The sequence below is a fragment of the Kangsaoukella pontilimi genome (assembly GCF_009830125.1).
GTDB classification, from domain to species: domain Bacteria; phylum Pseudomonadota; class Alphaproteobacteria; order Rhodobacterales; family Rhodobacteraceae; genus Kangsaoukella; species Kangsaoukella pontilimi.
This window is the reverse complement of sequence record NZ_WUPT01000001.1, coordinates 382,763-404,324: the sequence shown is the minus strand read 5'-3', so window position 1 is coordinate 404,324 and position 21,562 is coordinate 382,763. Positions and strand designations below refer to the sequence as shown.

The following is a 21,562-nucleotide window of genomic DNA, read 5'->3' as shown; positions in this document are numbered from 1 at the left end:
CCGCCCCTCTCGGCGCGTCACGCTCGCGTGACAAAGCTGTCACAAGGCTTGCGCCGATGGGGGACAGCCTACAGGTTCGACTGGCACGTCCGGCCAGGAGACCACCGATGAGCACCGAACGATTCACCTTCGAGGGGCACGCGGGCGATGCGCTGGCCGCACGGCTCGATATGCCGGACGGGCCTCTTCTGGCGACAGCGGTATTCGCCCACTGCTTCACCTGCGGCAAGGATATCTCGGCGGCCCGGCGTATTGCGGGGCGGCTGGCGTCCATGGGCATTGCGGTTCTGCGCTTTGACTTCACCGGGCTTGGCCATTCGAAAGGCGAATTCGCTAACACGACCTTCACCTCGAATGTTGACGACCTTCTCCGCGCGTCCGAGGCACTGGCCCGGCGCGGCATGGCACCCAGCCTGATGATCGGCCATTCGCTCGGCGGGGCTGCGGTCCTGAAAGCGGCGGGTCAGATCGACAGCGTCGGCGCGGTCGTCACCATCGGCGCGCCCTTCGACCCGGATCACGTCACCCACAATTTTGGCGATGCGCTGGACCGTATCCGCTCCGACGGCAAGGCAGAGGTCTCGCTCGCCGGCCGGCCGTTCGTGATCGGACAGGACTTTGTCGAGGACGTTGCCGGCGCAAAGCTTTCCGATGCGATCTCGGGTCTCAAGAAAGCGCTTCTGGTCATGCACGCCCCTCGTGACGAAACCGTCGGCGTCGACAATGCCACGCGTATCTTCATGGCTGCCAAACATCCAAAAAGCTTCGTGACGCTGGACGATGCCGATCACCTGATCTCGTCGGCCCGCGATGCGGAGTACGCCGCCGAGGTCATCGCCGCCTGGGCCGGCCGGTATCTCGATCTCCGCCCGCCCGCGCCGCCGCCGGGCGCGCCCGAGGGAATCGTGCGGGTGTCCGAGGCGGATGCAGACGGATTTCTTCAGGACATCTCTTCGGGGCCGGACCACCATATTCTCGCCGACGAGCCCAAGGCCTATGGCGGGACGAACCGTGGTTTGACGCCCTATGGTCTGGTGTCTGCGGGACTTGGCGCCTGCACGTCCATGACCATCCGCATGTATGCGCGCCGCAAGGGCATGGCGCTGACCCATGTGTCAGTCGATGTGAGCCACGACAAGGTCCATGCACAGGACGCCACTGCGGTTGCGGGCGCCGTCAAGATCGACACGTTCCGCAGGGTGGTCCGTCTGGAAGGCGATCTCAGCCCCGAAGAACGCGCGCGCCTCATGGAGATTGCGGATAAATGCCCCGTCCACAAGACGCTGGAAGCCAGCGCACATGTGGAAACCACGCTCGCGGAGTGACGGGACGTTCCAATATTTGACCAAGTGGTCAATCTTGATTATTGCGCGCCCTCGTGCGACGGTTTTCCGACGCTGCCACCCGAGGCCCGCACATGCCCGATACATCCAACCATCCGACCCGCGAGGGCACCGGCACCGCGCGTGGCGGTGACGCCCACCTGCCCCAGCTTCACGAGCCGAGGAATGCCGGCATGGCGCTCGACATGGACTGGGTCCGCGCCGCGCAGGCCAACACCTCGGCCATCGAGCGCCGCGCGGCGACGCTGCCGGGCCGGCGCTCGGTCAAGAAAGAGTATCAGGCCGCGTGGCTTCTGAAGGCGATCACCATGATCGACCTGACGACGCTGGCCGGTGACGACACAGAGGGCCGCGTGCGGCGACTCTGCGCCAAGGCGGCCCAACCGGTGCGGCAGGACATCCTCGACGCGCTCGGGATGGGTCCGATCACCACGGGTGCGGTCTGCGTCTATCACGACATGGTGGAAACCGCCGTCGACGCGCTGAAAGGAACGGGCATCCCGGTCGCCGCCGTCTCGACCGGCTTTCCGGCTGGCCTCTCGCCATTGCCGCTGCGCGTGGCCGAAATCAGGGAAAGCGTGAAGTCCGGTGCGCAAGAGATTGATATCGTTATCTCACGCCGCCATGTCCTGACGGGAAACTGGCAAGCACTCTATGACGAAATGGCCGAGTTCCGCGCGGCCTGCGGCGATGCCCATGTGAAGGCGATCCTCGCCACGGGCGAACTGGGCACGCTCCGAAACGTCGCCCGCGCCAGCCTCGTTTGCATGATGGCGGGTGCCGATTTCATCAAGACATCCACTGGCAAGGAAGGCGTCAACGCCACGCTCCCCGTCAGCCTTGTCATGATCCGGGCGATCCGCGCCTATCACGAGGCGACCGGCTTCCGCGTCGGCTACAAACCGGCAGGCGGCATCTCCAAGGCGAAGGACGCGCTGACCTACCTCGCGCTCATCAAGGACGAGCTGGGCGACCGCTGGCTGCAGCCGGACATGTTCCGCTTCGGGGCCTCCAGTCTTCTCGGCGATATCGAACGTCAGCTGGAACACCACGTCACTGGCCGTTACTCGGCCGGCTACCGCCACGCGATGGCCTGAGCGCAACGCAACGCAGGAACACGACACATGAACGTCCGGGACATCTTCCACAGCATGGACTACGGCCCCGCCCCTGAAAGCGCGTCCGAGGCGATGGACTGGCTTGCCAGTCACAAGGGCATGTTCGGTCATTGGATCGACGGCGGCTGGACGAAAGCAGGCAAGACCTTCGACAGCCGCAACCCCGCGACCGGCGAGACGCTGGCAAAGGTCAGCCAGGCCAGCCAGAAGGACGTCGATGCCGCTGTAAAAGCGGCGCGCAAGGCGCAGAAATCGTGGGCCAAAGACGCCAAGGCGCGCGCCCGCGTCCTCTATGCGCTAGCGCGTCTGATCCAGAAGCAATCCCGCCTCTTCGCCGTGCTTGAGACCCTCGACAACGGCAAGCCGATCCGCGAGAGCCGCGACATCGACATCCCGCTGGTCGCGCGGCACTTCTACTATCACGCAGGCATGGCGCAGCTTATGGAGGACGAGTTGCCCGACCGCGAAGCGCTTGGCGTCGCGGGCCAGATCATCCCGTGGAACTTCCCTCTTCTGATGCTGGCATGGAAGGTCGCGCCAGCGCTCGCCATGGGGAACACCGTCGTTCTGAAGCCCGCAGAATACACCTCGCTCACCGCGCTCCTTTTCGCCGATCTCAGCCGCGAGGCGGGCGTCCCGCCGGGTGTGCTGAACATCGTGACGGGCGACGGCGCGGTCGGCCAGATGATCGTCGATCACCCCGATATCGACAAGATCGCCTTCACCGGATCAACCAGCGTTGGCCGAAAAATCCGCGAAGCGACAGCGGGTTCCGGCAAGAAGCTGACGCTGGAGCTTGGCGGCAAGTCGCCCTACATCGTCTTCGACGATGCCGATCTGGACAGCGCTATCGAAGGGCTGGTGGACGCCATCTGGTTCAATCAGGGACAGGTCTGCTGCGCGGGTTCGCGCCTGCTGGTGCAGGAGGGCGTGGCCGAGAGGTTCTACACCCGCCTCCGCGCCCGCATGGACAAGCTCCGCCTTGGTGACCCGCTCGACAAATGCATCGACGTGGGCGCCGTGGTCGATCCGGTGCAGTTGAAAACCATCACAGATCTGGTGGATGGGTCGGACGGCGAGGTCTACCGGGCCTCTACACCCCTGCCCGAAGGCGGGTGTTTCTATCCGCCGACCCTGATCACCGGGCTTCAGCCAGCCGACCGGCTGATGCAGGAAGAAATCTTCGGGCCCGTCCTTGTGGGCACAACCTTCCGCACCCCCGCCGAGGCGGTCGACCTGGCCAACAACACGCGTTACGGGCTCGCCGCGACGCTCTGGACCGAGAACGTGAACCTTGCCCTCGACATCGCGCCAAAGCTGGTGTCGGGCGTCGTCTGGGTGAACGCAACGAACCTCTTCGACGCCGCCGCCGGTTTCGGCGGTGTCCGGGAAAGCGGGTTCGGACGCGAAGGCGGCTGGGAAGGACTTCTTGCCTACACAAAGCCGCGCAAGCCCCTCAAGAAGATCGACAAAGTCGACCCCGCCGCCGCGCCGGAAAAGGCTGAGGCGGACACGCTCGACCGCACGGCAAAGCTCTATATCGGCGGCAAGCAGGCGCGTCCCGATGGCGGCTACTCCCGCGCTGTCTGGTCGCCTAGGGGCAAGCTCCTCGGTCATGTCGGCCTTGCCAACCGCAAGGACCTGAGGAACGCCGTCGAGGCGATGAATGCCGCCAAGGGCTGGTCGACGACCACCGGACATCTCCGCGCGCAGATCCTTTATTACATCGGTGAAAACCTCTCGGCCCGCGCCGACGAGTTCGCGTCCCGGATTGACGCCATGACCGGCAAGCGCGGCGGCAAGGCAGAGGTTTTGGCCAGTATCGACCGGCTGTTCACCTGGGCGGCCTGGGCCGACAAATACGACGGGCGCGCCAAAGGTGTGCCGATCCGGGGCATCGCACTCGCCATGAACGAGCCCGTGGGCAAGATCGGCGCCTTTGCAGCCGATGACAGCCCCCTTCTGGGGCTCGTCTCGATCATCGCGCCCGCGATGGCGATGGGCAACCGGATCACCGTCATGGCGTCCGAGCCCTATCCGCTGGCCGCCACGGATTTCTACCAGGTGCTCGACACCTCGGACGTGCCGGGCGGCGTGGTGAACATCCTGACCGGATCGCATTCCGAACTGGCCGCGCAGATGGGCGGGCATATGGACCTAGACGCGGTCTGGTCGTTCTCGTCTTCGGACCTGTCGGCGGTGATCGAGCGCGAGGCGGCGGGTAACCTGAAGCGAACCTGGGTCAACCATGGCCGCGCCCGCGACTGGGCAGAGGCCGACAGTGCGGCTTTCCTCTCCGCCGCGACCGAGGTGAAGACCATCTGGGTGCCCTACGGCGAGTAACCCTGCGCCTTGTCAGACCGGCGGGGCGTCTTAGGTCCCGCCGCATGATACAGAACATGCCCCTCACGCTTCTTCGCGCCGGCCTGACGCTGGCTTTCCTGTATTTCGGGCTGACCAAGCTACTCGGCACGCCGTCGGCGGTGGCGCTCTACGAGGCGCTCGGCATGGGGCAATGGATCAGATACGTGACAGGCAGCGTCGAAACGCTTGGCGCGGTGGCGCTCTGGGTGCCGGGCGCGCAGGCCCTTGCCGCCCTTGCCCTGACGCTGACCATGGTGCTGGCGATATTCGCCATGCTGGTCTTCATCGGAGGCGCGTGGTGGCATCTGGCGCTGTTGCTGGTGCTGTCGGCGCTCGCCGCCTATGCCTACCGCGGGCAGCTTGCGGCGCTTGTCAGCCGGGCATGAAAAACGCCCGGAGGATTGACCTCCGGGCGCGGTAACTCGTCAATAAACAAGCTTAGTGAGCTTCGACGGCCTTGGCCTCGACCGTGTCGCCTTTGGCGATCTCGATGCGGCGCGGTTTCAGCGCCTCGGGCACTTCACGGACAAGGTCGATGTTCAGCATACCGTTGGTATGGCTGGCACCGGTCACGCGCACGTGGTCGGCCAGTGCGAAGCGGCGCTCGAAGGCGCGGTTGGCGATGCCGCGATGCAGATACTTGCGGCCGTCGTCTTCCTTGCTCTTCTTTGCAGTCACGATCAGCGCGTTCTCGCGGACCTCGACCGACAGGTCGTCTTCGGCAAAGCCGGCAACGGCGATCGAGATGCGCCAGGCATCGTCAGCGGTTTTTTCAATATTGTAGGGCGGATAGGACGGGGCCGATTGGGTATCGGTCAGAACCCGGTCCATGAGGTCGGCAATCTGGTCGAAGCCGACGGTTGCACGATAAAGCGGTGCAAGGTCAAACGTACGCATAAGCGTCATCCTCCATTGAGCGACAACTATGTGAGCCCTCCCGTCACGGGCAGGGCGGTTTCTGCTGCCGGACCCGGTTACCGGCGTCCGACAGGGCATAGATGGGAAGCGATCAGAGGGGCTTCAAGGGGTCTTTGGCGCCTGTCAGTCCAACCGGTGCAGCATCGGTGCCAGCCGCAATTCCAGCGCGCTCGCCTGCCCGACCGGAAGCGAACCAATCTGCGCGCGGCTGGTCAGAACCGCAACGATTTCGGGCGCTCCATTGCCTGCGCGGATGACCGCACCGCCGCTTTCGCCCCCCGCAACGCGGCAGGCGATCGTCACCAGAGCCTCGACCCCGGGCACGACCTGACAGGGGCGCAGAACCGGCGCATCCTGATCCTTTTTCCAACTGACCAGTGTCAGATACTCGCCCGGCTCCGGCGGACGGCCCAAGGCAAGCGGCGGGTTCACCCGTTCCGGCAGAGCACGCGCCAGTCGGACGACGGCGATATCGAAGGGAAACCGCCAGCGCTCGCCCTCGCGTGCCGGGGCGTATAGCGGGTGCCGGACCACGTCGACCACCGCCATGCGTCCTGCATCGCGCGGCCATCCGGGCCGGAAGAAGAGCTGCGGCGCGTCCCCCTGACGGACCTGATCCGGGCGGACGCAATGCGCCGCAGTCACCGCCACATCGGGGCGCACCAGCGTCGCAGAACAGGTGCCGGACACGCCCAGACGCTCCAGCCGCCCCGCACTGGCCGAAAGGTCCTGCGCGGGGGCATCGGCAGGAAGGAGCAAAGCCAGAAGGCAAACGGCAATGGCCCGGAGCAACATGTCGGAAACGCTGTCCGAGCGTGCGGCACGCGTCAAGGTTTCAGGAATTTCGCCCCGCCGCCGCTGTTCAGGCCGCCGCCGCCTCCGGTCAGGCCTGAGCCGATACGGCCCGGCACGACCCGCCGTGCTGTTGTTACAGCGACCGCACTTGCCGTGCCGGGCGTGTTCATCATCTCCATCAGCTCCGCCAGCGGCCGCTCTAGGTTTGTCCCGATCGAGACAGGCCGTCCCCGGATCATCGCCTTGGCCGAGACGACCGAGACGATCCGCGGTTCACCCGCCACCTCGGTAAAGATCGGCGCGCCCGAAGAGCCGAAATCCACGTCACAGGACAGGATCAGGCTTCCGCTCTGGCGCGCCAGAACGTGACACACCTCCTGCAGGGACGGCGTGTCCGCACGGTCATGGGCATAGGACACGACACCGACCGAGCTGCCCTTGCGCGGGCGATCGGCGGTGGCGAAGGGCTGGACATTGGCCAGCCGGATGGGGCTATCGAGCTTGAGAAGCGCGATGTCATTGGCCACGCGCAAATCGCTTTCGGGGCCGGTATATTCATAGCTCGGGTGGGCGATCGCCCTCCGGACCCCACGATAGGCCGAGGCGCGCCCGTTGCGCCACCCAGCGAGGAACTGGATCTCATTGGGGGCAACAAGGTCGCCGGACCGGTCATAGATGCAATGGGCCGCCGTCAGGACGAGGTCGGGCGCCACGAGCGCGCCGGTGCACATACCGCTCCGCCCGATGTTCAGCCGCCCCACGCCTTCCCAGCCGCGCGCCTCGTAGGCAGTCATCAACGTGGTTAGGCTCGACGCCTCCTCCGCTTGTGCAGCGGCAGGGACGCCAAAGAAAAGCGCGGCCAGAGCCGCCGTCAGGAACCGTCGCATTGCCTACCTCTTTTTCACTCAGCATCAGCCTAAGCGCGAGGTGCGGCAAGAATTTGGCGGCGACGGCACCTATTTGAGGATCGGAATCGTGGTATTTTTGCGCCCGTCCGTCACCGCCGGCTTGCCCTGCCCCGGCTCCCAGCCTTCCAGCGCGGGCGGCTTCGGCCCGCCGGTGGCCCAGTCCAGAAGCTCGACCGTGTGGACGATGGGCACATCGGTGCCGGACCCGATCTGCATCATGCAGCCGATATTCCCGGCGGCGATGATGTCGGGCGCCTTGGCCTCCAGCGTGCGAACCTTCCGCGCCTTGAGCTTGGCCGAGATCTCGGGCTGCATCAGGTTGTACGTCCCCGCCGATCCGCAGCAGAGATGCGGGTCAGCAGGCTCGACCACCTCGAATCCCGCTTTTTTCAGAAGGTCTTTCGGGAAGGTCTTGATCTGCTGCCCGTGCTGCAGCGAGCACGCGGCATGATAGGCGACGCGGATGCCCTTCGGCGCACCTTCCGGCAGGTCGAGCTTCATCAGCACTTCCGAGATGTCGGCGGCAAGGTCGCTGACCCGCGCGGCGTCCTCGGCCAGCGCCTCGTTGCGGAACATGTGGCCGTAATCCTTGACAGTGGTGCCGCAGCCGCTCGTGTTGATGACCACCGCGTCGAGGCCTTCGCTCCTGTCCTCGGCCATCCACGCCTTGATGTTCTTGGCCGCCGCGGCGTGGCTTTCGTCCTCTTTGCCCATGTGATGGACCAGCGCCCCGCAGCAGCCCATTCCCTCGGCGATCACCACCTCGGCCCCGAAGCGGCGCAGAAGCCGGATGGTCGCGTCGTTGATATCGGTGTTGAGCGCCCGCTGCGCGCAGCCCGTCATGAGCGCCACGCGCATCCGCTTTTCGTCCTTGGGTTCAAAGGTTTGCGGATCGTCGTTGCGGCTGACCGGCGGCACCTTCTTCGGCGCCATGGCCAGCATTGCCTTCAGCCGCGCGTCGGGCATCAGAAAGGCGAAGGGCCGACCGATCTTGGCCCCCAGAAGCGCGACACGAAATCGCGTCGGATAGGGCAGGATGCGCGCCAGCGTCCAGCGGAGCACCCGCTCGAACAGGGGCCGTTTGTAGGTCTTCTCGATATGCGCGCGGGCATGATCGACAAGGTGCATGTAATGCACACCCGACGGGCAGGTGGTCATGCAGGCGAGGCACGACAGGCAGCGGTCGATATGCTTGACCGTCTTCGCATCCGCGGGCCGGTCGTTCTCCAGCATGTCCTTGATCAGGTAGATGCGTCCGCGGGGCGAATCCAGCTCGTCGCCCAGCACCTGGTAGGTCGGGCAGGTCGCCGTGCAGAAGCCGCAATGCACGCAGGAGCGCAGCACCTCATTCGACCGGGCAATAGCCGGGTCCTTCAGTTGCTCTTCGGTAAAAGTTGTCTGCATCAGCCCATCAGCCCCGGATTGAGAATGCCGCGTGGATCGAATTGCGCCCTCAGCCCCTCGGCCAGCGCCTTGAGCGGCGCGGGCTCGGGCTGGAAGACGTCAAGCCGCGCGCGGGTCTCTTCCGAGGCCCTCACCAACGTCGCGTGCCCCCGGAAGTCGCCAAGTCTGGCGCGGAGGTCGGTGCCCTCGGCCACAAGCAGCCAGACAAGACCCCCGCCCCAGTCGAACAGGACCCCTTCCGCGCCCGCGCGCGATGCGATCTCGGGCGCATCGCCCGGCTTGACCGACAGGCGCCAGACGTCGCCCGGTTTGCCGGCAAAGCCCTCGACGTCGCGCACCCAACGCCAGCCGTCGGTCACGCCTTCGCCGCCCTCGCTCGCGCGGCGCTCGACGGTCGACTGTCCGAAAGGTTCGAGCACCTCCTGCAGCCTCGCCGCGCGATAGGCGACCGAGCTTTCGAAGCCCTCGATCCGGATCATGGTCACCGGATCGCCGGCCATACCTTCGGGCACATGGGCCGCGCCCGACACCTCGAAAGGCGAACGGAGCGCCGCCGCCATCGCCGCCACGGCCCGGTCCGGGCTGAGCCCCTCGATCAGCAGCGCCGCCGCAGCGGCAGGACGCGGCAGTACCTTGAAGCTGACCTCACTCAACACGCCGAGCGTGCCCATGGCGCCCGACATCAGCTTGACCAGATCGTAGCCGGTCACATTTTTCATTACGCGGCCGCCGTTCTTCACGACATGACCGCCGCCATCCACGAAGCGGACCCCGATCAGGCTGTCGCGGCAGGCGCCCGCCTGCACCCGGCGCGGGCCAGAGACGTTCGCGGCAACGACACCACCTATGGTCGGCTCGCCTGTCGTTCCCAGAAGCTTGCGGTGGTCCATCGGCTCGAAGGGCAGCATCTGCCCCTCGGCGGCCAGCGCCGCCTCTACCTCTGCCAGAGGCGTGCCCGCCTTCGCCACGATGGTCAGCGCGCCCGGTTCATAAAGCGTGATGCCGCTCAGCCCCGCGACCGACAGGACCTCGCCCTGAACAGGCTTGCCGATGGGCCGCGTGCCGCCACCCACGACCCTGAGGGGGCCGCGCGCTCCGGCGATCGCCTCGGCCAGTTCTTCTTCGCTCTCTGGAGTAAGCACGCCCTGTCCTTCGCCTGTTCTAAAATATCCTCGGGGGTGAATGGGCCGTCAGGCCCAGAGGGGGCAGAAAGCCCCCTCAGGCGGCCTCCGCCCGCGCCCGGCGTGCCTCGCTGGCGTCCAGCGGGAACACCTTGGCGGGGTTCAACAGCCAGGCCGGATCGAACACGTCCTTCACACGCATCTGCGCTTCAAGGTCCACGGCTGCGAACTGAACATGCATCAGGTCGCGCTTTTCGATCCCCACACCATGCTCGCCCGTCAGACACCCGCCCACCTCGACGCAAAGCTTCAGGATCTCCGCCCCGAAAGCCTCGCAGGTCTCCAGATCGCCGGGCTTGTTGGCATCGAAGAGGATCAGCGGGTGCATGTTGCCGTCTCCCGCGTGAAAGACATTTGCCACGTCGAGGCCGAACTCCTTCGACATCTCGCCGATCCGCTTCAGCACATGGGGCAGCGACGAGACGGGGATCGTACCGTCGAGGCACATGTAGTCGTTGATTTGCCCCATGGCGCCAAAGGCCGACTTCCGCCCCAGCCAGATGCGCGCCGCCTGATCGGCATCCTCGGCTTCGCGGAACTCGACCGGATTGTGCTTCTGCGCGATCTGCCGGATCAGGCCCAGTTGTTCGTCGATTTCCGCGGGCGATCCCTCGACCTCGACGATCAGAAGCGCCTCGCAATCGGGATAGCCCGCCTTGGCGAAGGCTTCCGTCGCACGGATACAGGGGCGGTCCATGAACTCGATGGCCACCGGCAGCACGCCCGCCTTGATGATGTCGGACACGCATTCGCCCGCCACTTCGTTCGAATCGTAGCCGATCAGAACCGGCCGCGCGCCTTCAGGCTTGGGAAGGATGCGAAGGGTCGCCTCGGTGACGACGCCCAACTGTCCTTCCGACCCGCAGATCAGCCCCAGCCAGTCATAGCCGCCCGCATCCATATGCGCGCCGCCGATCTCGACCACCGTGCCGTCCATCTGGACCATGGTCACGCCCAGCAGGTTGTTGGTTGTCACCCCGTATTTCAGGCAATGCGCCCCGCCCGAATTCATCGCGATATTGCCAGCGATGGCGCAGGCCAGTTGCGAGGACGGGTCGGGCGCATAGAAGAATCCATCCGCCTCGACGGCACCGGTAACGCTCAGATTGGTGCGCCCCGTCTGCACCCGGATAAAACGGTTGTCGTAGTCGGTCTCCAGCACCTCGTTCAGCCGCGCCACGCCAAGGATCACCGAATCCGCTGTGGGCAGCGCCCCGCCCGCGAGCGACGTTCCCGATCCGCGCGGCACCACCGGCACGCCCTCGGCATGGCAGATCTTCAGAATCGCCGAGACCTCTTCGGTGGACGAGGGCAGGACCGCGCAGAGCGGCGGGCATTTGTAGGCCGTGAGCGCGTCGCATTCATAGGCCCGCGTTTCCATCACGTCCGAGATCACAGCGTCTTTTGGAAGCACTTCTTCCAGACGCGCAATGATCCGCGACCGTTTGGACAGGACGCCTTGGTTCGGGGCCGGCATCTCCATTTCGCGTTCCTTTCTCAAATATTGGTAATTTTATATAACCAATTTTGCGGAAAGACAAGAAAATGTGACCCGATACTGCCCGAAATCGGGGTATCCGGTCCACATGCCCAATTCTGTCATATCGAAAATTCTTGCCCTCGCCGTGGTTACCCTGCCCCTCAAGGCAGCAGCAGACGATGCCGAAATCGTCGCGGCCGAGGCGCGGTCCTCCGGCTCGGGCTGGACGTTCACGGTCACCCTTCGCCATGGCGACACCGGCTGGGACGATTATGCCGACGGCTGGCGCGTGGTCGATGCAGGGGGCGCGGTGCTCGGCACCCGCACCCTTTACCACCCGCATGTCGATGAACAGCCGTTCACCCGCTCGCTTTCGGGTGTCGCGGTCCCCGACGGCGTCGACACGGTCTATATCGAGGCGCGCACGAATACCGACGGCTGGGGTGAGGCGCGGTTTCCTGTCGGTCTGAACTAGAAACCGATCGCGAAACGGGCGCCCCGGCCCTTTTGCCCCGGCGCGAGTGTGATGTCCGCGCCCTGCGCTCTCAGCATGGTCTCGACCACCGCCAGCCCCATGCCGGTCCCGCCGGTGTCGCGGCGCGTCGTGAAGAACGGCTCGAAGACCCGCGCCTCGTTCCCCTCCGAGATGCCCGGCCCGTCATCCTCGACGAAGAGCGTCGCCCGGCCGTCCGCCTGGCTCGCCCTCAGCACGAGGCGGGAGGCCCCCGCGGCGATGGCGTTCTGGGCCAGATGACCTACGGCGATATCGAGGCCTGAGAGCGCGATGGGCAGCGCAACCTCGCCCCCATCGACGGAGAAAGCCAAATCGGGAAAGCGCTCTCGCCACGCGGCAAGCCCATCCGACAGCCGCGAGGTTCCGCGATGAGCGGGCGTCCGGGCAGCCACGACCTGACGCGCGGCGGCCAGAAGCCTCTCGGCGCGCGCTTCGGCATCGAGGATCGTGCGCGCCAGGTGCCGGGTCTCGTCTGAGGCCGTGTCGTCGCCCTCCAGAAGTTCAGCCGCGCCCCGGATCGCAGTCAGCGGCGTCTTCAACTCGTGGGTCACGTGGTCGGTATAGCTGCGGACCGCCAGCTCGCGCGCGGTCAGCGTCTCGGCCATGTCGAGGACCAGCTCCGCCACCTCGCTGATTTCGGGCGTGCCCGCCCGTCCCAGGGCGAGAACCGGACTGCCGGTCTTGATCGCGGCGGCCTGTGCGCCGAGCGCCCTGACCGGCGACAGGATCAGCCGCCAGAGCAGATAACCGAGCACGAGCGTCGCCGCCCCGGCCCCGAGAACCACAATCCCGACGGCCCAGCGCCGCCCGGTTGCCGGGGTCAGAAGCTCGACTGCGAAAACACCCAGCACCGGCAGGACCAGAACCGCCAGAAGCGACCCGCCAAGGACCAGCGACAGGGGCGGCCGCCATTTGCGTCTCAGGCGGGCGCGCATGATCCCATCCTCAGGCCGACACCGTGCAGCGTCTCGATCGCGTCGCCACAGCCCGCCGCCGCCAGCTTGCCCCGCAGGTTCCTGAGATGACTGTCGAGGGTCCGGTCGCTGACCGGCATCCCCTCGCCCCAGACCCGGTCGACAAGGCGCGGGCGGCTGAAGACGCGCGAGGGCTGGCCCATCAACTCGCTCAGGATCGAGATCTCGGTCGCGGTCAGCGCGACGGGCGCGCCCGATACGAGGCAGAGATGCTCTTCCGGGCGAAGTTCCAGCGCCCCGTGGCTGAGCGCCACCGGCGCCGCCTTGCCCGTCCCCGAGCCCGCGCGTTTCAGGACGGCGCGAATGCGCGCGACCAGTTCGCGGGGGCTGAAGGGCTTCGTAACGTAATCGTCGCCGCCGATTTCGAGCCCGACGATGCGATCCACCTCGTCGTCGCGGGCGGTCAGGAAGATGATCGGCACGTCGCTCGTCGTGCGGACGGCGCGGCAAAGATCAAGCCCGTCGCGTTCGGGCAGACCGATATCGAGGACGACGAGGTCTGGCGCATCGGCGCGCGCCGCCCTCAACCCCTCGGCCCCGTCGCGGGCGAACCGCGCCTGAAATCCGGCGCGGCCAAGCGCGATCCTCAGCATGTCGCGAATCTGGGGGTCATCGTCGACGACCAGGATCACCGGCTCTGTCATGCGGCCTCTCTCTTCATCGCTTGCATCCTTGCAGCACCTTTCTCACACGTCATCCCCTAGCTTTTCGGCGCATGTGCGTTGTGCAGACCCCGTGCAAAGGCACCACAGGCGAGGTGGGTTGATGCATCCGCCTCTTCCCCTTCGCCCGCCCGCCCGCCTATAAGCGCCCGACCCTTGAGAGGAGCCCGGCCATGCGACGTGCCGAGATCACGCGGAAGACCGCAGAAACCGATATTACCGTCGAGATCGACCTCGACGGGACCGGCCGGTACGACAACCGGACCGGCGTCGGCTTTTTCGATCACATGCTGGACCAGCTTGCCCGTCACGCGCTGATCGACATGACGGTGCGTGCGACAGGCGATCTGCACATCGACGACCACCACACGGTCGAGGATACGGGCATCGCGCTTGGTCAGGCCTTGGCACAGGCGCTTGGCGACAAGCGGGGCATCAGGCGCTATGGCGAATGCCACCTGCCCATGGACGACGCGCTGGTGCGCGCGGCACTCGATCTGTCGGGGCGTCCGTTCCTGGCCTGGGACTTGGCGCTGCCCACGGCCAAGATCGGCACGTTCGACACCGAGCTGGTGCGCGAGTTCTTTCAAGCGTTTTCGACCCATGGCGGCATCACGCTCCACGTGGATGCGCTGCGCGGCGTGAACAGCCACCACATCGCGGAAGCGGCCTTCAAGGCCGTCGCCCGTGCGCTGCGCGACGCGGTCGAGACCGACCCGCGCAAGGCGGACGAGATCCCGTCGACCAAGGGCGCGCTCTGAGCCGGCGCCCCGAGGCGGCATTGCCTGACAGAAGGTAGACCATGCTGACTGTTCTGATCGATTACGCGGCGGGTAATCTTCACTCGGCGGAAAAGGCGTTCCAGCGCATGGCGCGAGAGACGGATGCGGGAGACGTGATCGTCTCGGACAAAGCCGAGGATATCGCCCGTGCCGACCGTATCGTCTTGCCGGGCGACGGGGCTTTTCCAGCCTGCATGACCGAATTGAAGGGCCAGAGGGGCCTGTTCGACGCGCTCGTCGAAGCGGTCGAGGTAAAGGCCCGTCCGTTCCTCGGCATCTGTGTGGGCATGCAGCTGATGGGCCGCGCAGGGCACGAATACGAGACCACCGCCGGCCTTGGCTGGATCGCGGGCGAGGTGCGGCGGATTCAGCCCGCGGACCCCGCGCTCAAGGTGCCCCACATGGGCTGGAACGATCTGGTGATCGACAGCCCTCACCCGGTGCTCGAGGGGATCGAGACGGGTGACCACGCGTATTTTGTCCATTCCTACCAAATGGAAATGGCCGATCCTACAGAATTGCTGGCGCATTGCGACTATGGCGGGCCGGTCACGGCCATCGTCGGACGGGACACGATGGTCGGAACCCAGTTTCACCCCGAGAAAAGTCAGGCAGCGGGCCTCAGGCTGATCGCGAACTGGCTCGCCTGGCGGCCCTAGACCGACATCGAGGCGCAGAAGAAGAACGCGCCGATCAGCGAGATAACGGCGACGACCGCCAGAAGAAGACCGAACCAGAGCGCCGTCGCCGGCCGCCGGTCCGCGGCTATGGCAAGCGGAATGACGGACCCGAGCGTCGCAAGGATCAGGATGAAGAAGGTCGCATTGGCGAAGGCCGCGCTGTCACGAAACGCCGCAACCGTCATCGCGAAGATCACGAATGCCCCCATGGCCACCAGGAGCGGCGCAAGAGGCAGCGCCCAGAGACCGAACCTGTACTGGGTGCAGACGTCCGACCCCAGAAGCGGCACCGCGGCCGCGATGAGCGAAACAAGATAGACGATGGCGGCGCCCTTGAAGCGCCGCCGCCATGGGTTGGTTTGGCCGGAGGGGCTTATTGAACTTTCGTCCAGCTTTGGGCGCGGCAAATGACCAGAACGCAGCCCGAGACTTCCAGATTGCGGCCAGAAAGCTCCATCTTCGAGTTGTAGGTCTTGTCGCGGTCCGGCGCCCAGATCTTGCCGCCCGAATAGGCGCCATTGCCCTCGGCGGTCATGCCCCAGATCATGCGCTTGCCGATATTATCGCTTTCGATGGCGTCGCCCGAGCCGTTGAAGGCTGCGCGGATCACACCGCAGATCTCGCTGCCGCACTGATAAAGTTCGACATGGCCGTAGTTCCCGTCATCGCCGGGCTGGGTCTTGTAGAGGCCGAGCACCGGATCGGCCAGCGCGGGCGTGGCAAGCGTGATGGCCAGAAGAGCGGCCCCGAGTTTCTTGAACATGCAAATGTCCTCCCTGTTTCTCGGCGTCAGCTTTCGGGCCTCGTCATGCGTCGGGCAAGTGTGACGTTGGGTCCCCTGCCCCTTGCGGGCCGTGCGACGTTGGGGCAAACGGTCGGCGCAAGCGAAAAACCGGGACCGCGCAGATGATCCTCTACCCAGCCATCGACCTGAAAGACGGCCAGTGCGTGCGCCTTCTGAAGGGCGACATGGACAAGGCCACCGTGTTCGGCGACGACCCCGCCGCGCAGGCCATGCTCTTTCAGGATGCCGGCGCCGAGTGGCTGCACCTCGTGGACCTGAACGGTGCTTTTGCGGGCCATCCGGTGAACGGCGCCGCGGTCGAGGCCATTCTGGAGCGCGTCTCGATCCCGGTGCAGCTTGGCGGTGGCATCCGTGACATGGGCGGCATCGAGGCGTGGCTCGACAAGGGGCTTTCCCGCGTCATCCTCGGCACAGTGGCTGTCGAAGACCCCGACCTCGTGCGCGCTGCAGCCAAAGCCTTTCCGGACAAGGTGGCGGTGGGGCTGGATGCCCGCGCGGGCAAGGTCGCGACGCGGGGCTGGGCGGAAGAGACCGATCTCGACGTGATCGACCTTGCGAAAAAGTTCGAGGACGCCGGCATCGCCGCGATCATCTACACCGATATCGACCGTGACGGCGCGATGGGCGGCCCCAACGTGGCCGCGACCGAGGCGCTGGCCCGTGCCGTGGACGTGCCGGTCATCGCCTCTGGCGGCGTGTCATCGATGGACGACCTGACCCGTCTTCGCGACACCGGCGTCATCGCGGGCGCGATCTCGGGCCGGGCGCTTTATGACGGGGCGATCGACCTTGGCGAGGCACTCGCTGCGCTACGGGCGTAATCTCCCTCTGGCCCGCCGGGCCGCTTGGCGTTATCACGCCCCCATGCTGAAGACGCGCATCATTCCCTGTCTGGACGTGGCCGATGGCCGCGTGGTCAAGGGCGTCAACTTCGTCGACCTGATCGACGCGGGCGACCCCGTGGAAGCCGCCATCGCCTATAACGAGGCGGGCGCGGACGAGCTGTGCTTTCTCGACATTCACGCCACCCACGAGAACCGGGGCACGATGTACGACCTCGCCACCCGGACGGCGGAGCAGTGCTTCATGCCGCTCACCGTCGGCGGCGGCGTCCGGACAGTCGAGGACGTGCGAAACCTGCTTCTGGCGGGCGCCGACAAGGTCAGCTTCAACTCGGCCGCTGTGGCCGACCCCGACGTGATCGCGCGCGCCGCCGACAAGTTCGGAAGCCAGTGCATCGTCTGTGCCATCGACGCGAAAACCGTCGAGCCGGGCCGGTGGGAGATCTTCACCCATGGCGGACGCAAGCCCACGGGCATCGACGCCGTCGAATTCGCGCGGACCGTGACCGCCAAGGGCGCGGGCGAAATCCTTCTGACCTCGATGGACCGCGACGGCACGCGCGCCGGCTTCAACATCCCGCTCACCCGCGCCATCGCGGATGCGGTGGACGTGCCCGTGATCGCCTCCGGCGGCGTTGGCACGCTGGACCACCTCGTCGAAGGCGTGACCGAGGGCCACGCGAGCGCGGTGCTGGCCGCGTCGATCTTCCATTTCGGGGATTACACCATCGGAGAGGCCAAGGCCCACATGGCCGCCGCCGGCATTCCCATGAGGCTCGCATGACCAACGCACTCGACCGCCTTGCCGCCACCATCGAGGCCCGCAAGAGCGCAGCGCCGGACGAAAGCTGGACCGCACGGCTGCTCGCTGCGGGACCCGAGAAGTGCGCCGAAAAATTCGGGGAAGAAGCCGTCGAAGCCATCATCGAGGCTACCAAGGGCGACCGTGACCGGCTGACCGCAGAGGCGGCGGATGTGCTCTATCACCTGCTGGTGATGCTGGCCGCGCGCGACGTGTCGCTGGCCGACGTGCTGGCCGAACTGGCCCGCCGGGAGGGCACGTCAGGGCTCGATGAGAAAGCCGCCCGTCAGTAGCGCCCCCGGATCAGGCGGCGGTGCTCGATCAGGAGGCACCGGTCCTCGACCACGGTCAACCCCTTCGCCTCGGCCATCGCGCGCCCCTCGACATTCGAGAGACCAAGCTGCATCCAGACGCTTTTGAGGCCCGGCAGCGCGGCAAGCCCCTCTTCCACAACCGGGGCGATCTGATCCGAGCGGCGAAAGATATTCAGCATGTCCACGGGGACATCGATATCGGCCAGCGAGGCGACGACCGTTTCCCCGAACAGGGTCTTGCCCGCATGGCCCGGATTGACCGGGATCACGCGATAGCCGCTTGCCGCCATGTATTCGCCTACGCCGTGGCTCGGGCGCGCAGGCTTCAACGACGCGCCGACCATCGCGATCACGCGGGTCTCCAGGAGAAGGCGGGTCAGGCGTTCATCGGCAGGTATCATGGTCATCGCGCCCTTTCCGGCGCAGGGTAAAGAAAAAGACGCCCGATCAGAAATCGGGCGCCAGTCACGGAACGAGGGACAGTGATCGGGAACCGGGTGTTCCGAACCCGGTCCGTTTTATTGATGTGGGGACGCAACACCGCCTTGGAAAGTGCAGGTGCCAAAAATGTGATCTAGCCAAGAACGGACGGCCAGTTGGCATCGGCGCGCTCGATATGCCCTTCCTTGTCGACCGCCCAAAGGGCACGGACGGCGCGGGAATAATTGAGATACAGCCGGTCGTTATAGACCGACCACGCCTTCGGGTCGGTGGTGGCGGTATAGCCCTTGGACACGGCATAGGCGCAATAGCCGCCATATTGCGGGGCGTATTTGGCGGGATTCGCCTCGAACATCTCGCGGTTCTCGGCGGAGGCGAAGAGGAAATCGGCGCCCATATAGGTCAGCCGTTCGGCGTCGCTGCCCTCGACGGGCTTGGCTTGGGTGAAATAGGCGACCGGGTCGATCCCGTTGATGGCGACACCGCCCATCTGAAAAACCGGAGGCTCGGCGGCCATGGCGGGGCTGGCAAGGCTTCCGGCCAGCGGCAGCGCGGCGGCGGACAGGATGAGGTGACGGCGCGAGATCATGGGTTGGGCTCCTTGGCTCTGACGAGCAGAAGATGCGCCCTCGGCAGGCTTGCGGAAACCCCGGATACGCGGACGTGACCGGCAGGCACGCCGCCCGTGAGAATTGTTTCAATCGAAGATGTCGAACACGTCGTCGAAGACGTCTTCCGCCGCATCCGCCAGCTTGTAGAGCAGGAAGCCCGTCAGCCCGCGCCGCTTGTTCCCCTTCCTGGGTTTCGGCGCGCGGTGCTGCTTGGACATTCGGTTGTCGACCCGGACGGGCGACGGCTTTACCAGCTCCCGCTCGCCCCGCGTGTCGGAAGGCAGCTTTTTCAGCTCATGGAGCGGCGCACCGCAACTGGAACAGGCCAGTTCGTGGCGCTCGCGCCCTTTGAGCACCAGCGCGGCGCGCGCGCCGCAATAACAGCAAGTGGCGATCTTGGTCGAATGGGGCATCTTATCCCTCAGCGGTTCATCACCGCATATAGGGACACCGCAGCCGCATTTGAAACGTTGAGCGAACCGAAATCCCGCGCGAAGGGAATGCGGGCCAGACGGTCGCAGGTCTCTTTCGTCTTGTCGCGAAGGCCCGGCCCCTCGGCCCCGAGCACCAGCGCGACGGGCCGGGTACCTGCGTCCTTGAGCGCGGCGCCAAGCTCGGCCTCGGCCTCGCCATCCAGACCGATCAGGTGATAGCCCAGCTCGCGGAGCATGCCCATGGAAGCGGCGAGGTTTCGCACCCTGAGATAGGGCTGCCGCTCAAGCGCGCCCGAGGCCGTCTTGGCCAGCGCCCCTGTTTCCGGTGCGGCATGGCGCGCAGGCGCGATGACCGCCGCCGCGCCGAACACCTCGGCCGAGCGCAGAACGGCGCCCACATTATGCGGATCGGTCACCCGGTCGAGACACAGCACCGGCGCGCCCCCTGCCCCCGAGATCAGTTCAAGAGGGTCGCCCCAGTCGAGCGGCCGCACCTCAAGCGCGGCCCCCTGATGGACCGAGCCGGGGTCGAGCGGTGCGGGAAACTTTCTCGGATCGGCGATCTCCGGCTCGATCCCGGCGGCCGAAAGCGCATCGCCAAGCCGGTCAGCGGCGTTGCGCGTCAGGATCAGCCGCAGTTTCTCGCGTCGCGGATTGGCCAGCGCGTCGCGGACGGCATGCAGCCCGAAGAGCCAGACTGTGGCATTCGCCTCGGCCTTGCGGGCCGCTTCCTTCTCGACCACCCATTTCGGTTTTTTCATGCTCCGGCTCCTCGCACGTGTTGTCCGTCCCTAGCGCCCCGTGCGGCGTCTCACAAGCATCACCCGAAGGGCGATTTTCGTATTGACCGGAACCGCAGCCGAAGCTATCCCGCCCCCCGTGCCGGACGCGTGCCGGCGCAAGTGGGCGACAGGCCGCAAGGTGTGGCAGGGGACTGTAACTCCCTCGCGGAGACGCACGCCTGGTTCGATTCCAGGGTCGCCCACCACTCACCTTTTCCCGAACAGTCGGATAATTGCGCCTTGAAGATAATGGCGTTTTTTCCGTAGGTTGCAGGGCATTGCAAGGTGGCAAAGCCCCAATCTGGTCTCTGCAAGCGGCCTTATCCGGGCAATTTCGCCAGAAGTCTCTGCGGGCGAGTTCCGCGTGATATCTCTAGGGGGCTCAGAGGCGATTCAGGCGGCAGTAAAGCCGAGAACGCGGCGCTGCTCCGCCCAATCGAGGGGAAGGTCGGGAAGATCACGCAGCTTTTTGGCAGTCAGATCGAACGGCTGTCGCCCTTCTTGAATCGCGGAAGCCATGTCCGGGGCAAGCTAGGCGAGCGGCAGGACTCGGCTGACATTACCCGGGCGCAGCTGCTCGCGTTCCGTGATCTCTGCAACGGTCGCGACCTTGCCTTTGATCAAGTCGCCCATCCAACGCCGCGCGTCAGCGACGAGTGCGATGAGGTCCGGTTCACGCTGCGGCGCGCCCTTGTCAGCGCGCAAGACGATCGGGCGGTTCCGCCCATTGCGTCGGAACGTGATCGGCACCTCAAAAGGCGGCGCCAGGACCTCCGGTGCTTCCGATTGATCGAGGAGCGGCGCAAGGTTCATCTGAATGCGTAGCGCGGAACCTGCGAAGTCTATGCGATGAAGGTATCGCGCACCAAGGTTTTCAAGGCGACCGGCTGAAGGCTGGACCGGCCAGACCGGTGTATCACCATCGCGTTAGCCAGAAGCTGGTTCGTCAGTCGCACCGTGCGCTTGGCCTGCCTGTCCGCCTTGATCAGCCGGGAGCGCATCTGTTCGGGGCTATCCGGGTCGACGGCCAGCGACAAATGCCCCTGCAGGGCGGATAGCGAGGTGCGCGTCTGGTGCGCAACATCAGCAATGAAGGTTTCGGTCAGCGCTCGGCTGCGGCTCAGCCTGTCGATGAACCCATTGATCGCGTCAGAAAGCCCCTTGATTTCGCGCGGAGGCGTGCCAACGACTTCGCCAAGATCAGCCGGTTCGCGCTGCGCGAGGTCGGCGTCGACCTGGCGCAATGGAGCCAGCAAGGTTCGGATCGCAAACCAGACGAATCCGAGACCGATGAGCGAAAGGCCCGCGAGGCCGATCAGACCCGTTGCAAAAAACGAGCGCTGTTGCGCCTTGCGCAACTCAACGGTCTGGCTGCCCCGGCAAAATGACTACTCGATGTCCGCAGCGT

The 21,562-nt window shown here is 65.7% G+C and carries 27 protein-coding genes and 1 tRNA gene; 11 read left to right on the top strand and 17 right to left on the bottom strand.

Going from position 1 to position 21,562, the window contains the following annotated elements; genetic code table 11:
- Window positions 1–107 precede the first annotated feature (107 nt).
- The 4 genes from GQ651_RS02100 (at window position 108) to GQ651_RS02085 (ending at window position 5,211) form a co-directional block, all read left to right on the top strand.
- The gene (locus tag GQ651_RS02100) at window positions 108–1,325 is read left to right on the top strand and encodes a bifunctional alpha/beta hydrolase/OsmC family protein (RefSeq protein WP_160762561.1); all 1,218 of its coding nucleotides are present in this window, start codon (window positions 108–110) and stop codon (window positions 1,323–1,325) included.
- A gap of 92 nt (window positions 1,326–1,417) precedes the next feature.
- Window positions 1,418–2,440, top strand: coding sequence for a deoxyribose-phosphate aldolase (deoC, locus tag GQ651_RS02095; RefSeq protein WP_160762560.1), 1,023 nt, complete (start codon window positions 1,418–1,420; stop codon window positions 2,438–2,440).
- Between the two features lie 27 nt (window positions 2,441–2,467).
- Window positions 2,468–4,804: an aldehyde dehydrogenase family protein gene (locus tag GQ651_RS02090; RefSeq protein ID WP_160762559.1), complete on the top strand. Its 2,337-nt coding sequence runs from the start codon at window positions 2,468–2,470 to the stop codon at window positions 4,802–4,804.
- Between the two features lie 44 nt (window positions 4,805–4,848).
- A complete protein-coding gene (locus tag GQ651_RS02085; protein WP_160762558.1) occupies window positions 4,849–5,211 on the top strand; it encodes a DoxX family protein in 363 nt (120 codons plus the stop codon).
- A 52-nt stretch (window positions 5,212–5,263) separates the two neighbouring features.
- Here GQ651_RS02085 and GQ651_RS02080 read toward each other — a convergent pair whose 3' ends face one another.
- The 6 genes from GQ651_RS02080 to GQ651_RS02055 form a co-directional block, all read right to left on the bottom strand.
- Complete coding sequence (locus tag GQ651_RS02080) at window positions 5,264–5,722, bottom strand: Hsp20 family protein (RefSeq protein WP_160762557.1); 459 nt, start codon at window positions 5,720–5,722, stop codon at window positions 5,264–5,266.
- Between the two features lie 144 nt (window positions 5,723–5,866).
- Window positions 5,867–6,538, bottom strand: a complete 672-nt coding sequence (locus GQ651_RS02075; protein WP_160762556.1) for a trypsin-like serine peptidase — start codon at window positions 6,536–6,538, stop codon at window positions 5,867–5,869.
- A gap of 32 nt (window positions 6,539–6,570) precedes the next feature.
- A complete protein-coding gene (locus GQ651_RS02070) occupies window positions 6,571–7,425 on the bottom strand; it encodes a trypsin-like serine peptidase (RefSeq protein WP_160762555.1) in 855 nt (284 codons plus the stop codon).
- A gap of 69 nt (window positions 7,426–7,494) precedes the next feature.
- Window positions 7,495–8,850: a glycolate oxidase subunit GlcF gene (gene glcF / locus GQ651_RS02065; RefSeq protein ID WP_160762554.1), complete on the bottom strand. Its 1,356-nt coding sequence runs from the start codon at window positions 8,848–8,850 to the stop codon at window positions 7,495–7,497.
- Window positions 8,850–9,992, bottom strand: a complete 1,143-nt coding sequence (locus GQ651_RS02060; protein ID WP_160762553.1) for an FAD-binding protein — start codon at window positions 9,990–9,992, stop codon at window positions 8,850–8,852. Before GQ651_RS02060 ends, glcF begins: the two co-directional genes overlap by 1 nt.
- 76 nt (window positions 9,993–10,068) lie before the next feature.
- Entirely contained in the window at window positions 10,069–11,514 is a 1,446-nt protein-coding gene (locus tag GQ651_RS02055; protein WP_160762552.1) for an FAD-linked oxidase C-terminal domain-containing protein, read from the bottom strand.
- Window positions 11,515–11,617: 103 nt separating this feature from the next.
- Between GQ651_RS02055 and GQ651_RS02050 the strand changes: the two genes are divergently transcribed.
- Window positions 11,618–11,986 (top strand): hypothetical protein, encoded by a 369-nt coding sequence (locus tag GQ651_RS02050; protein WP_160762551.1) that lies wholly within the window; start codon window positions 11,618–11,620, stop codon window positions 11,984–11,986.
- On the opposite strand, the gene GQ651_RS02045 is transcribed toward GQ651_RS02050, so the two are convergent.
- Both GQ651_RS02045 and GQ651_RS02040 read right to left on the bottom strand, forming a co-directional pair.
- On the bottom strand, window positions 11,983–12,960 hold the full coding sequence (locus tag GQ651_RS02045) for a sensor histidine kinase (protein ID WP_160762550.1): 978 nt from the start codon (window positions 12,958–12,960) through the stop codon (window positions 11,983–11,985). The genes GQ651_RS02050 and GQ651_RS02045 overlap by 4 nt on opposite strands.
- Window positions 12,945–13,643 carry a response regulator transcription factor gene (locus GQ651_RS02040; RefSeq protein WP_160762549.1) on the bottom strand — a complete coding sequence of 233 codons (699 nt, stop codon included), beginning with the start codon at window positions 13,641–13,643 and terminating at the stop codon, window positions 12,945–12,947. Before GQ651_RS02040 ends, GQ651_RS02045 begins: the two co-directional genes overlap by 16 nt.
- A gap of 191 nt (window positions 13,644–13,834) precedes the next feature.
- Here GQ651_RS02040 and hisB point away from each other — a divergent pair, with 191 nt between their 5' ends.
- Window positions 13,835–14,422, top strand: coding sequence for an imidazoleglycerol-phosphate dehydratase HisB (hisB, locus tag GQ651_RS02035; RefSeq protein WP_160762548.1), 588 nt, complete (start codon window positions 13,835–13,837; stop codon window positions 14,420–14,422).
- Window positions 14,423–14,463: 41 nt separating this feature from the next.
- On the top strand, window positions 14,464–15,102 hold the full coding sequence (gene hisH, locus GQ651_RS02030) for an imidazole glycerol phosphate synthase subunit HisH (RefSeq protein WP_160762547.1): 639 nt from the start codon (window positions 14,464–14,466) through the stop codon (window positions 15,100–15,102).
- On the opposite strand, the gene GQ651_RS02025 is transcribed toward hisH, so the two are convergent.
- Window positions 15,099–15,530 carry a hypothetical protein gene (locus GQ651_RS02025; RefSeq protein ID WP_160762546.1) on the bottom strand — a complete coding sequence of 144 codons (432 nt, stop codon included), beginning with the start codon at window positions 15,528–15,530 and terminating at the stop codon, window positions 15,099–15,101. The genes hisH and GQ651_RS02025 overlap by 4 nt on opposite strands.
- Entirely contained in the window at window positions 15,497–15,886 is a 390-nt protein-coding gene (locus tag GQ651_RS02020) for a DUF2147 domain-containing protein (protein ID WP_160762545.1), read from the bottom strand. Before GQ651_RS02020 ends, GQ651_RS02025 begins: the two co-directional genes overlap by 34 nt.
- Window positions 15,887–16,029: 143 nt before the next feature.
- Between GQ651_RS02020 and hisA the strand changes: the two genes are divergently transcribed.
- From hisA to GQ651_RS02005, 3 genes are read left to right on the top strand one after another with little or no spacing between them, the layout of a single operon-like run.
- On the top strand, window positions 16,030–16,749 hold the full coding sequence (hisA, locus tag GQ651_RS02015) for a 1-(5-phosphoribosyl)-5-[(5-phosphoribosylamino)methylideneamino]imidazole-4-carboxamide isomerase (protein WP_160762544.1): 720 nt from the start codon (window positions 16,030–16,032) through the stop codon (window positions 16,747–16,749).
- A 43-nt stretch (window positions 16,750–16,792) separates the two neighbouring features.
- The gene (hisF, locus tag GQ651_RS02010) at window positions 16,793–17,554 is read left to right on the top strand and encodes an imidazole glycerol phosphate synthase subunit HisF (RefSeq protein WP_160762543.1); all 762 of its coding nucleotides are present in this window, start codon (window positions 16,793–16,795) and stop codon (window positions 17,552–17,554) included.
- Window positions 17,551–17,865 carry a phosphoribosyl-ATP diphosphatase gene (locus GQ651_RS02005; protein WP_160762542.1) on the top strand — a complete coding sequence of 105 codons (315 nt, stop codon included), beginning with the start codon at window positions 17,551–17,553 and terminating at the stop codon, window positions 17,863–17,865. Before hisF ends, GQ651_RS02005 begins: the two co-directional genes overlap by 4 nt.
- Here the strand turns inward: GQ651_RS02005 and GQ651_RS02000 are convergent.
- The 4 genes from GQ651_RS02000 to rlmB all read right to left on the bottom strand — a co-directional run bounded on the left by GQ651_RS02000 (window position 17,859) and on the right by rlmB (window position 20,133).
- A complete protein-coding gene (locus tag GQ651_RS02000) occupies window positions 17,859–18,293 on the bottom strand; it encodes a CoA-binding protein (protein WP_160762541.1) in 435 nt (144 codons plus the stop codon). The two genes, GQ651_RS02005 and GQ651_RS02000, sit on opposite strands and share 7 nt — an antisense overlap.
- Window positions 18,294–18,460: 167 nt before the next feature.
- Window positions 18,461–18,916, bottom strand: a complete 456-nt coding sequence (locus GQ651_RS01995) for a YHS domain-containing (seleno)protein (RefSeq protein WP_160762540.1) — start codon at window positions 18,914–18,916, stop codon at window positions 18,461–18,463.
- Between the two features lie 108 nt (window positions 18,917–19,024).
- Window positions 19,025–19,351 carry a hypothetical protein gene (locus GQ651_RS01990; protein WP_160762539.1) on the bottom strand — a complete coding sequence of 109 codons (327 nt, stop codon included), beginning with the start codon at window positions 19,349–19,351 and terminating at the stop codon, window positions 19,025–19,027.
- A gap of 8 nt (window positions 19,352–19,359) precedes the next feature.
- Window positions 19,360–20,133 (bottom strand): 23S rRNA (guanosine(2251)-2'-O)-methyltransferase RlmB, encoded by a 774-nt coding sequence (gene rlmB, locus GQ651_RS01985; protein ID WP_160762538.1) that lies wholly within the window; start codon window positions 20,131–20,133, stop codon window positions 19,360–19,362.
- 143 nt (window positions 20,134–20,276) lie between these two features.
- Here rlmB and GQ651_RS01980 point away from each other — a divergent pair.
- A tRNA-Tyr gene (locus GQ651_RS01980) sits at window positions 20,277–20,360 on the top strand.
- 187 nt (window positions 20,361–20,547) lie between these two features.
- Here the strand turns inward: GQ651_RS01980 and GQ651_RS18870 are convergent.
- Genes GQ651_RS18870 through GQ651_RS01970 form a run of 3 tightly spaced genes read right to left on the bottom strand, consistent with a single transcriptional unit; the run spans window position 20,548 to window position 21,512 of the window.
- Window positions 20,548–20,673, bottom strand: a complete 126-nt coding sequence (locus tag GQ651_RS18870) for a hypothetical protein (RefSeq protein ID WP_264464678.1) — start codon at window positions 20,671–20,673, stop codon at window positions 20,548–20,550.
- A 12-nt stretch (window positions 20,674–20,685) separates the two neighbouring features.
- Window positions 20,686–20,967: a hypothetical protein gene (locus GQ651_RS01975; RefSeq protein WP_160762537.1), complete on the bottom strand. Its 282-nt coding sequence runs from the start codon at window positions 20,965–20,967 to the stop codon at window positions 20,686–20,688.
- Window positions 20,968–20,996: 29 nt separating this feature from the next.
- On the bottom strand, window positions 20,997–21,512 hold the full coding sequence (locus tag GQ651_RS01970) for a sensor histidine kinase (protein WP_160762536.1): 516 nt from the start codon (window positions 21,510–21,512) through the stop codon (window positions 20,997–20,999).
- Between the last annotated feature and the right edge of the window lie 50 nt (window positions 21,513–21,562).

What these genes read in the sequence shown, in the direction of transcription:
- deoC (WP_160762560.1), top strand. Translation starts at nt 1,418, where the DNA reads ATGCCCGATACATCCAACCATCCGACCCGCGAGGGCACCGGCACCGCG.
- GQ651_RS02075 (WP_160762556.1), bottom strand. Translation starts at nt 6,538, where the DNA reads ATGTTGCTCCGGGCCATTGCCGTTTGCCTTCTGGCTTTGCTCCTTCCT.
- hisF (WP_160762543.1), top strand. Translation starts at nt 16,793, where the DNA reads ATGCTGAAGACGCGCATCATTCCCTGTCTGGACGTGGCCGATGGCCGC.
- GQ651_RS02100 (WP_160762561.1), top strand. Translation starts at nt 108, where the DNA reads ATGAGCACCGAACGATTCACCTTCGAGGGGCACGCGGGCGATGCGCTG.
- GQ651_RS02020 (WP_160762545.1), bottom strand. Translation starts at nt 15,886, where the DNA reads ATGTTCAAGAAACTCGGGGCCGCTCTTCTGGCCATCACGCTTGCCACG.
- hisB (WP_160762548.1), top strand. Translation starts at nt 13,835, where the DNA reads ATGCGACGTGCCGAGATCACGCGGAAGACCGCAGAAACCGATATTACC.
- GQ651_RS02045 (WP_160762550.1), bottom strand. Translation starts at nt 12,960, where the DNA reads ATGCGCGCCCGCCTGAGACGCAAATGGCGGCCGCCCCTGTCGCTGGTC.
- GQ651_RS02055 (WP_160762552.1), bottom strand. Translation starts at nt 11,514, where the DNA reads ATGGAGATGCCGGCCCCGAACCAAGGCGTCCTGTCCAAACGGTCGCGG.
- GQ651_RS01995 (WP_160762540.1), bottom strand. Translation starts at nt 18,916, where the DNA reads ATGATCTCGCGCCGTCACCTCATCCTGTCCGCCGCCGCGCTGCCGCTG.
- GQ651_RS02050 (WP_160762551.1), top strand. Translation starts at nt 11,618, where the DNA reads ATGCCCAATTCTGTCATATCGAAAATTCTTGCCCTCGCCGTGGTTACC.
- GQ651_RS02090 (WP_160762559.1), top strand. Translation starts at nt 2,468, where the DNA reads ATGAACGTCCGGGACATCTTCCACAGCATGGACTACGGCCCCGCCCCT.
- GQ651_RS02040 (WP_160762549.1), bottom strand. Translation starts at nt 13,643, where the DNA reads ATGACAGAGCCGGTGATCCTGGTCGTCGACGATGACCCCCAGATTCGC.
- hisA (WP_160762544.1), top strand. Translation starts at nt 16,030, where the DNA reads ATGATCCTCTACCCAGCCATCGACCTGAAAGACGGCCAGTGCGTGCGC.
- GQ651_RS02000 (WP_160762541.1), bottom strand. Translation starts at nt 18,293, where the DNA reads ATGACCATGATACCTGCCGATGAACGCCTGACCCGCCTTCTCCTGGAG.
- GQ651_RS02070 (WP_160762555.1), bottom strand. Translation starts at nt 7,425, where the DNA reads ATGCGACGGTTCCTGACGGCGGCTCTGGCCGCGCTTTTCTTTGGCGTC.
- GQ651_RS02005 (WP_160762542.1), top strand. Translation starts at nt 17,551, where the DNA reads ATGACCAACGCACTCGACCGCCTTGCCGCCACCATCGAGGCCCGCAAG.
- hisH (WP_160762547.1), top strand. Translation starts at nt 14,464, where the DNA reads ATGCTGACTGTTCTGATCGATTACGCGGCGGGTAATCTTCACTCGGCG.
- GQ651_RS02085 (WP_160762558.1), top strand. Translation starts at nt 4,849, where the DNA reads ATGATACAGAACATGCCCCTCACGCTTCTTCGCGCCGGCCTGACGCTG.
- GQ651_RS01975 (WP_160762537.1), bottom strand. Translation starts at nt 20,967, where the DNA reads ATGAACCTTGCGCCGCTCCTCGATCAATCGGAAGCACCGGAGGTCCTG.
- GQ651_RS02080 (WP_160762557.1), bottom strand. Translation starts at nt 5,722, where the DNA reads ATGCGTACGTTTGACCTTGCACCGCTTTATCGTGCAACCGTCGGCTTC.
- rlmB (WP_160762538.1), bottom strand. Translation starts at nt 20,133, where the DNA reads ATGAAAAAACCGAAATGGGTGGTCGAGAAGGAAGCGGCCCGCAAGGCC.
- glcF (WP_160762554.1), bottom strand. Translation starts at nt 8,850, where the DNA reads ATGCAGACAACTTTTACCGAAGAGCAACTGAAGGACCCGGCTATTGCC.
- GQ651_RS01990 (WP_160762539.1), bottom strand. Translation starts at nt 19,351, where the DNA reads ATGCCCCATTCGACCAAGATCGCCACTTGCTGTTATTGCGGCGCGCGC.
- GQ651_RS18870 (WP_264464678.1), bottom strand. Translation starts at nt 20,673, where the DNA reads ATGGCTTCCGCGATTCAAGAAGGGCGACAGCCGTTCGATCTGACTGCC.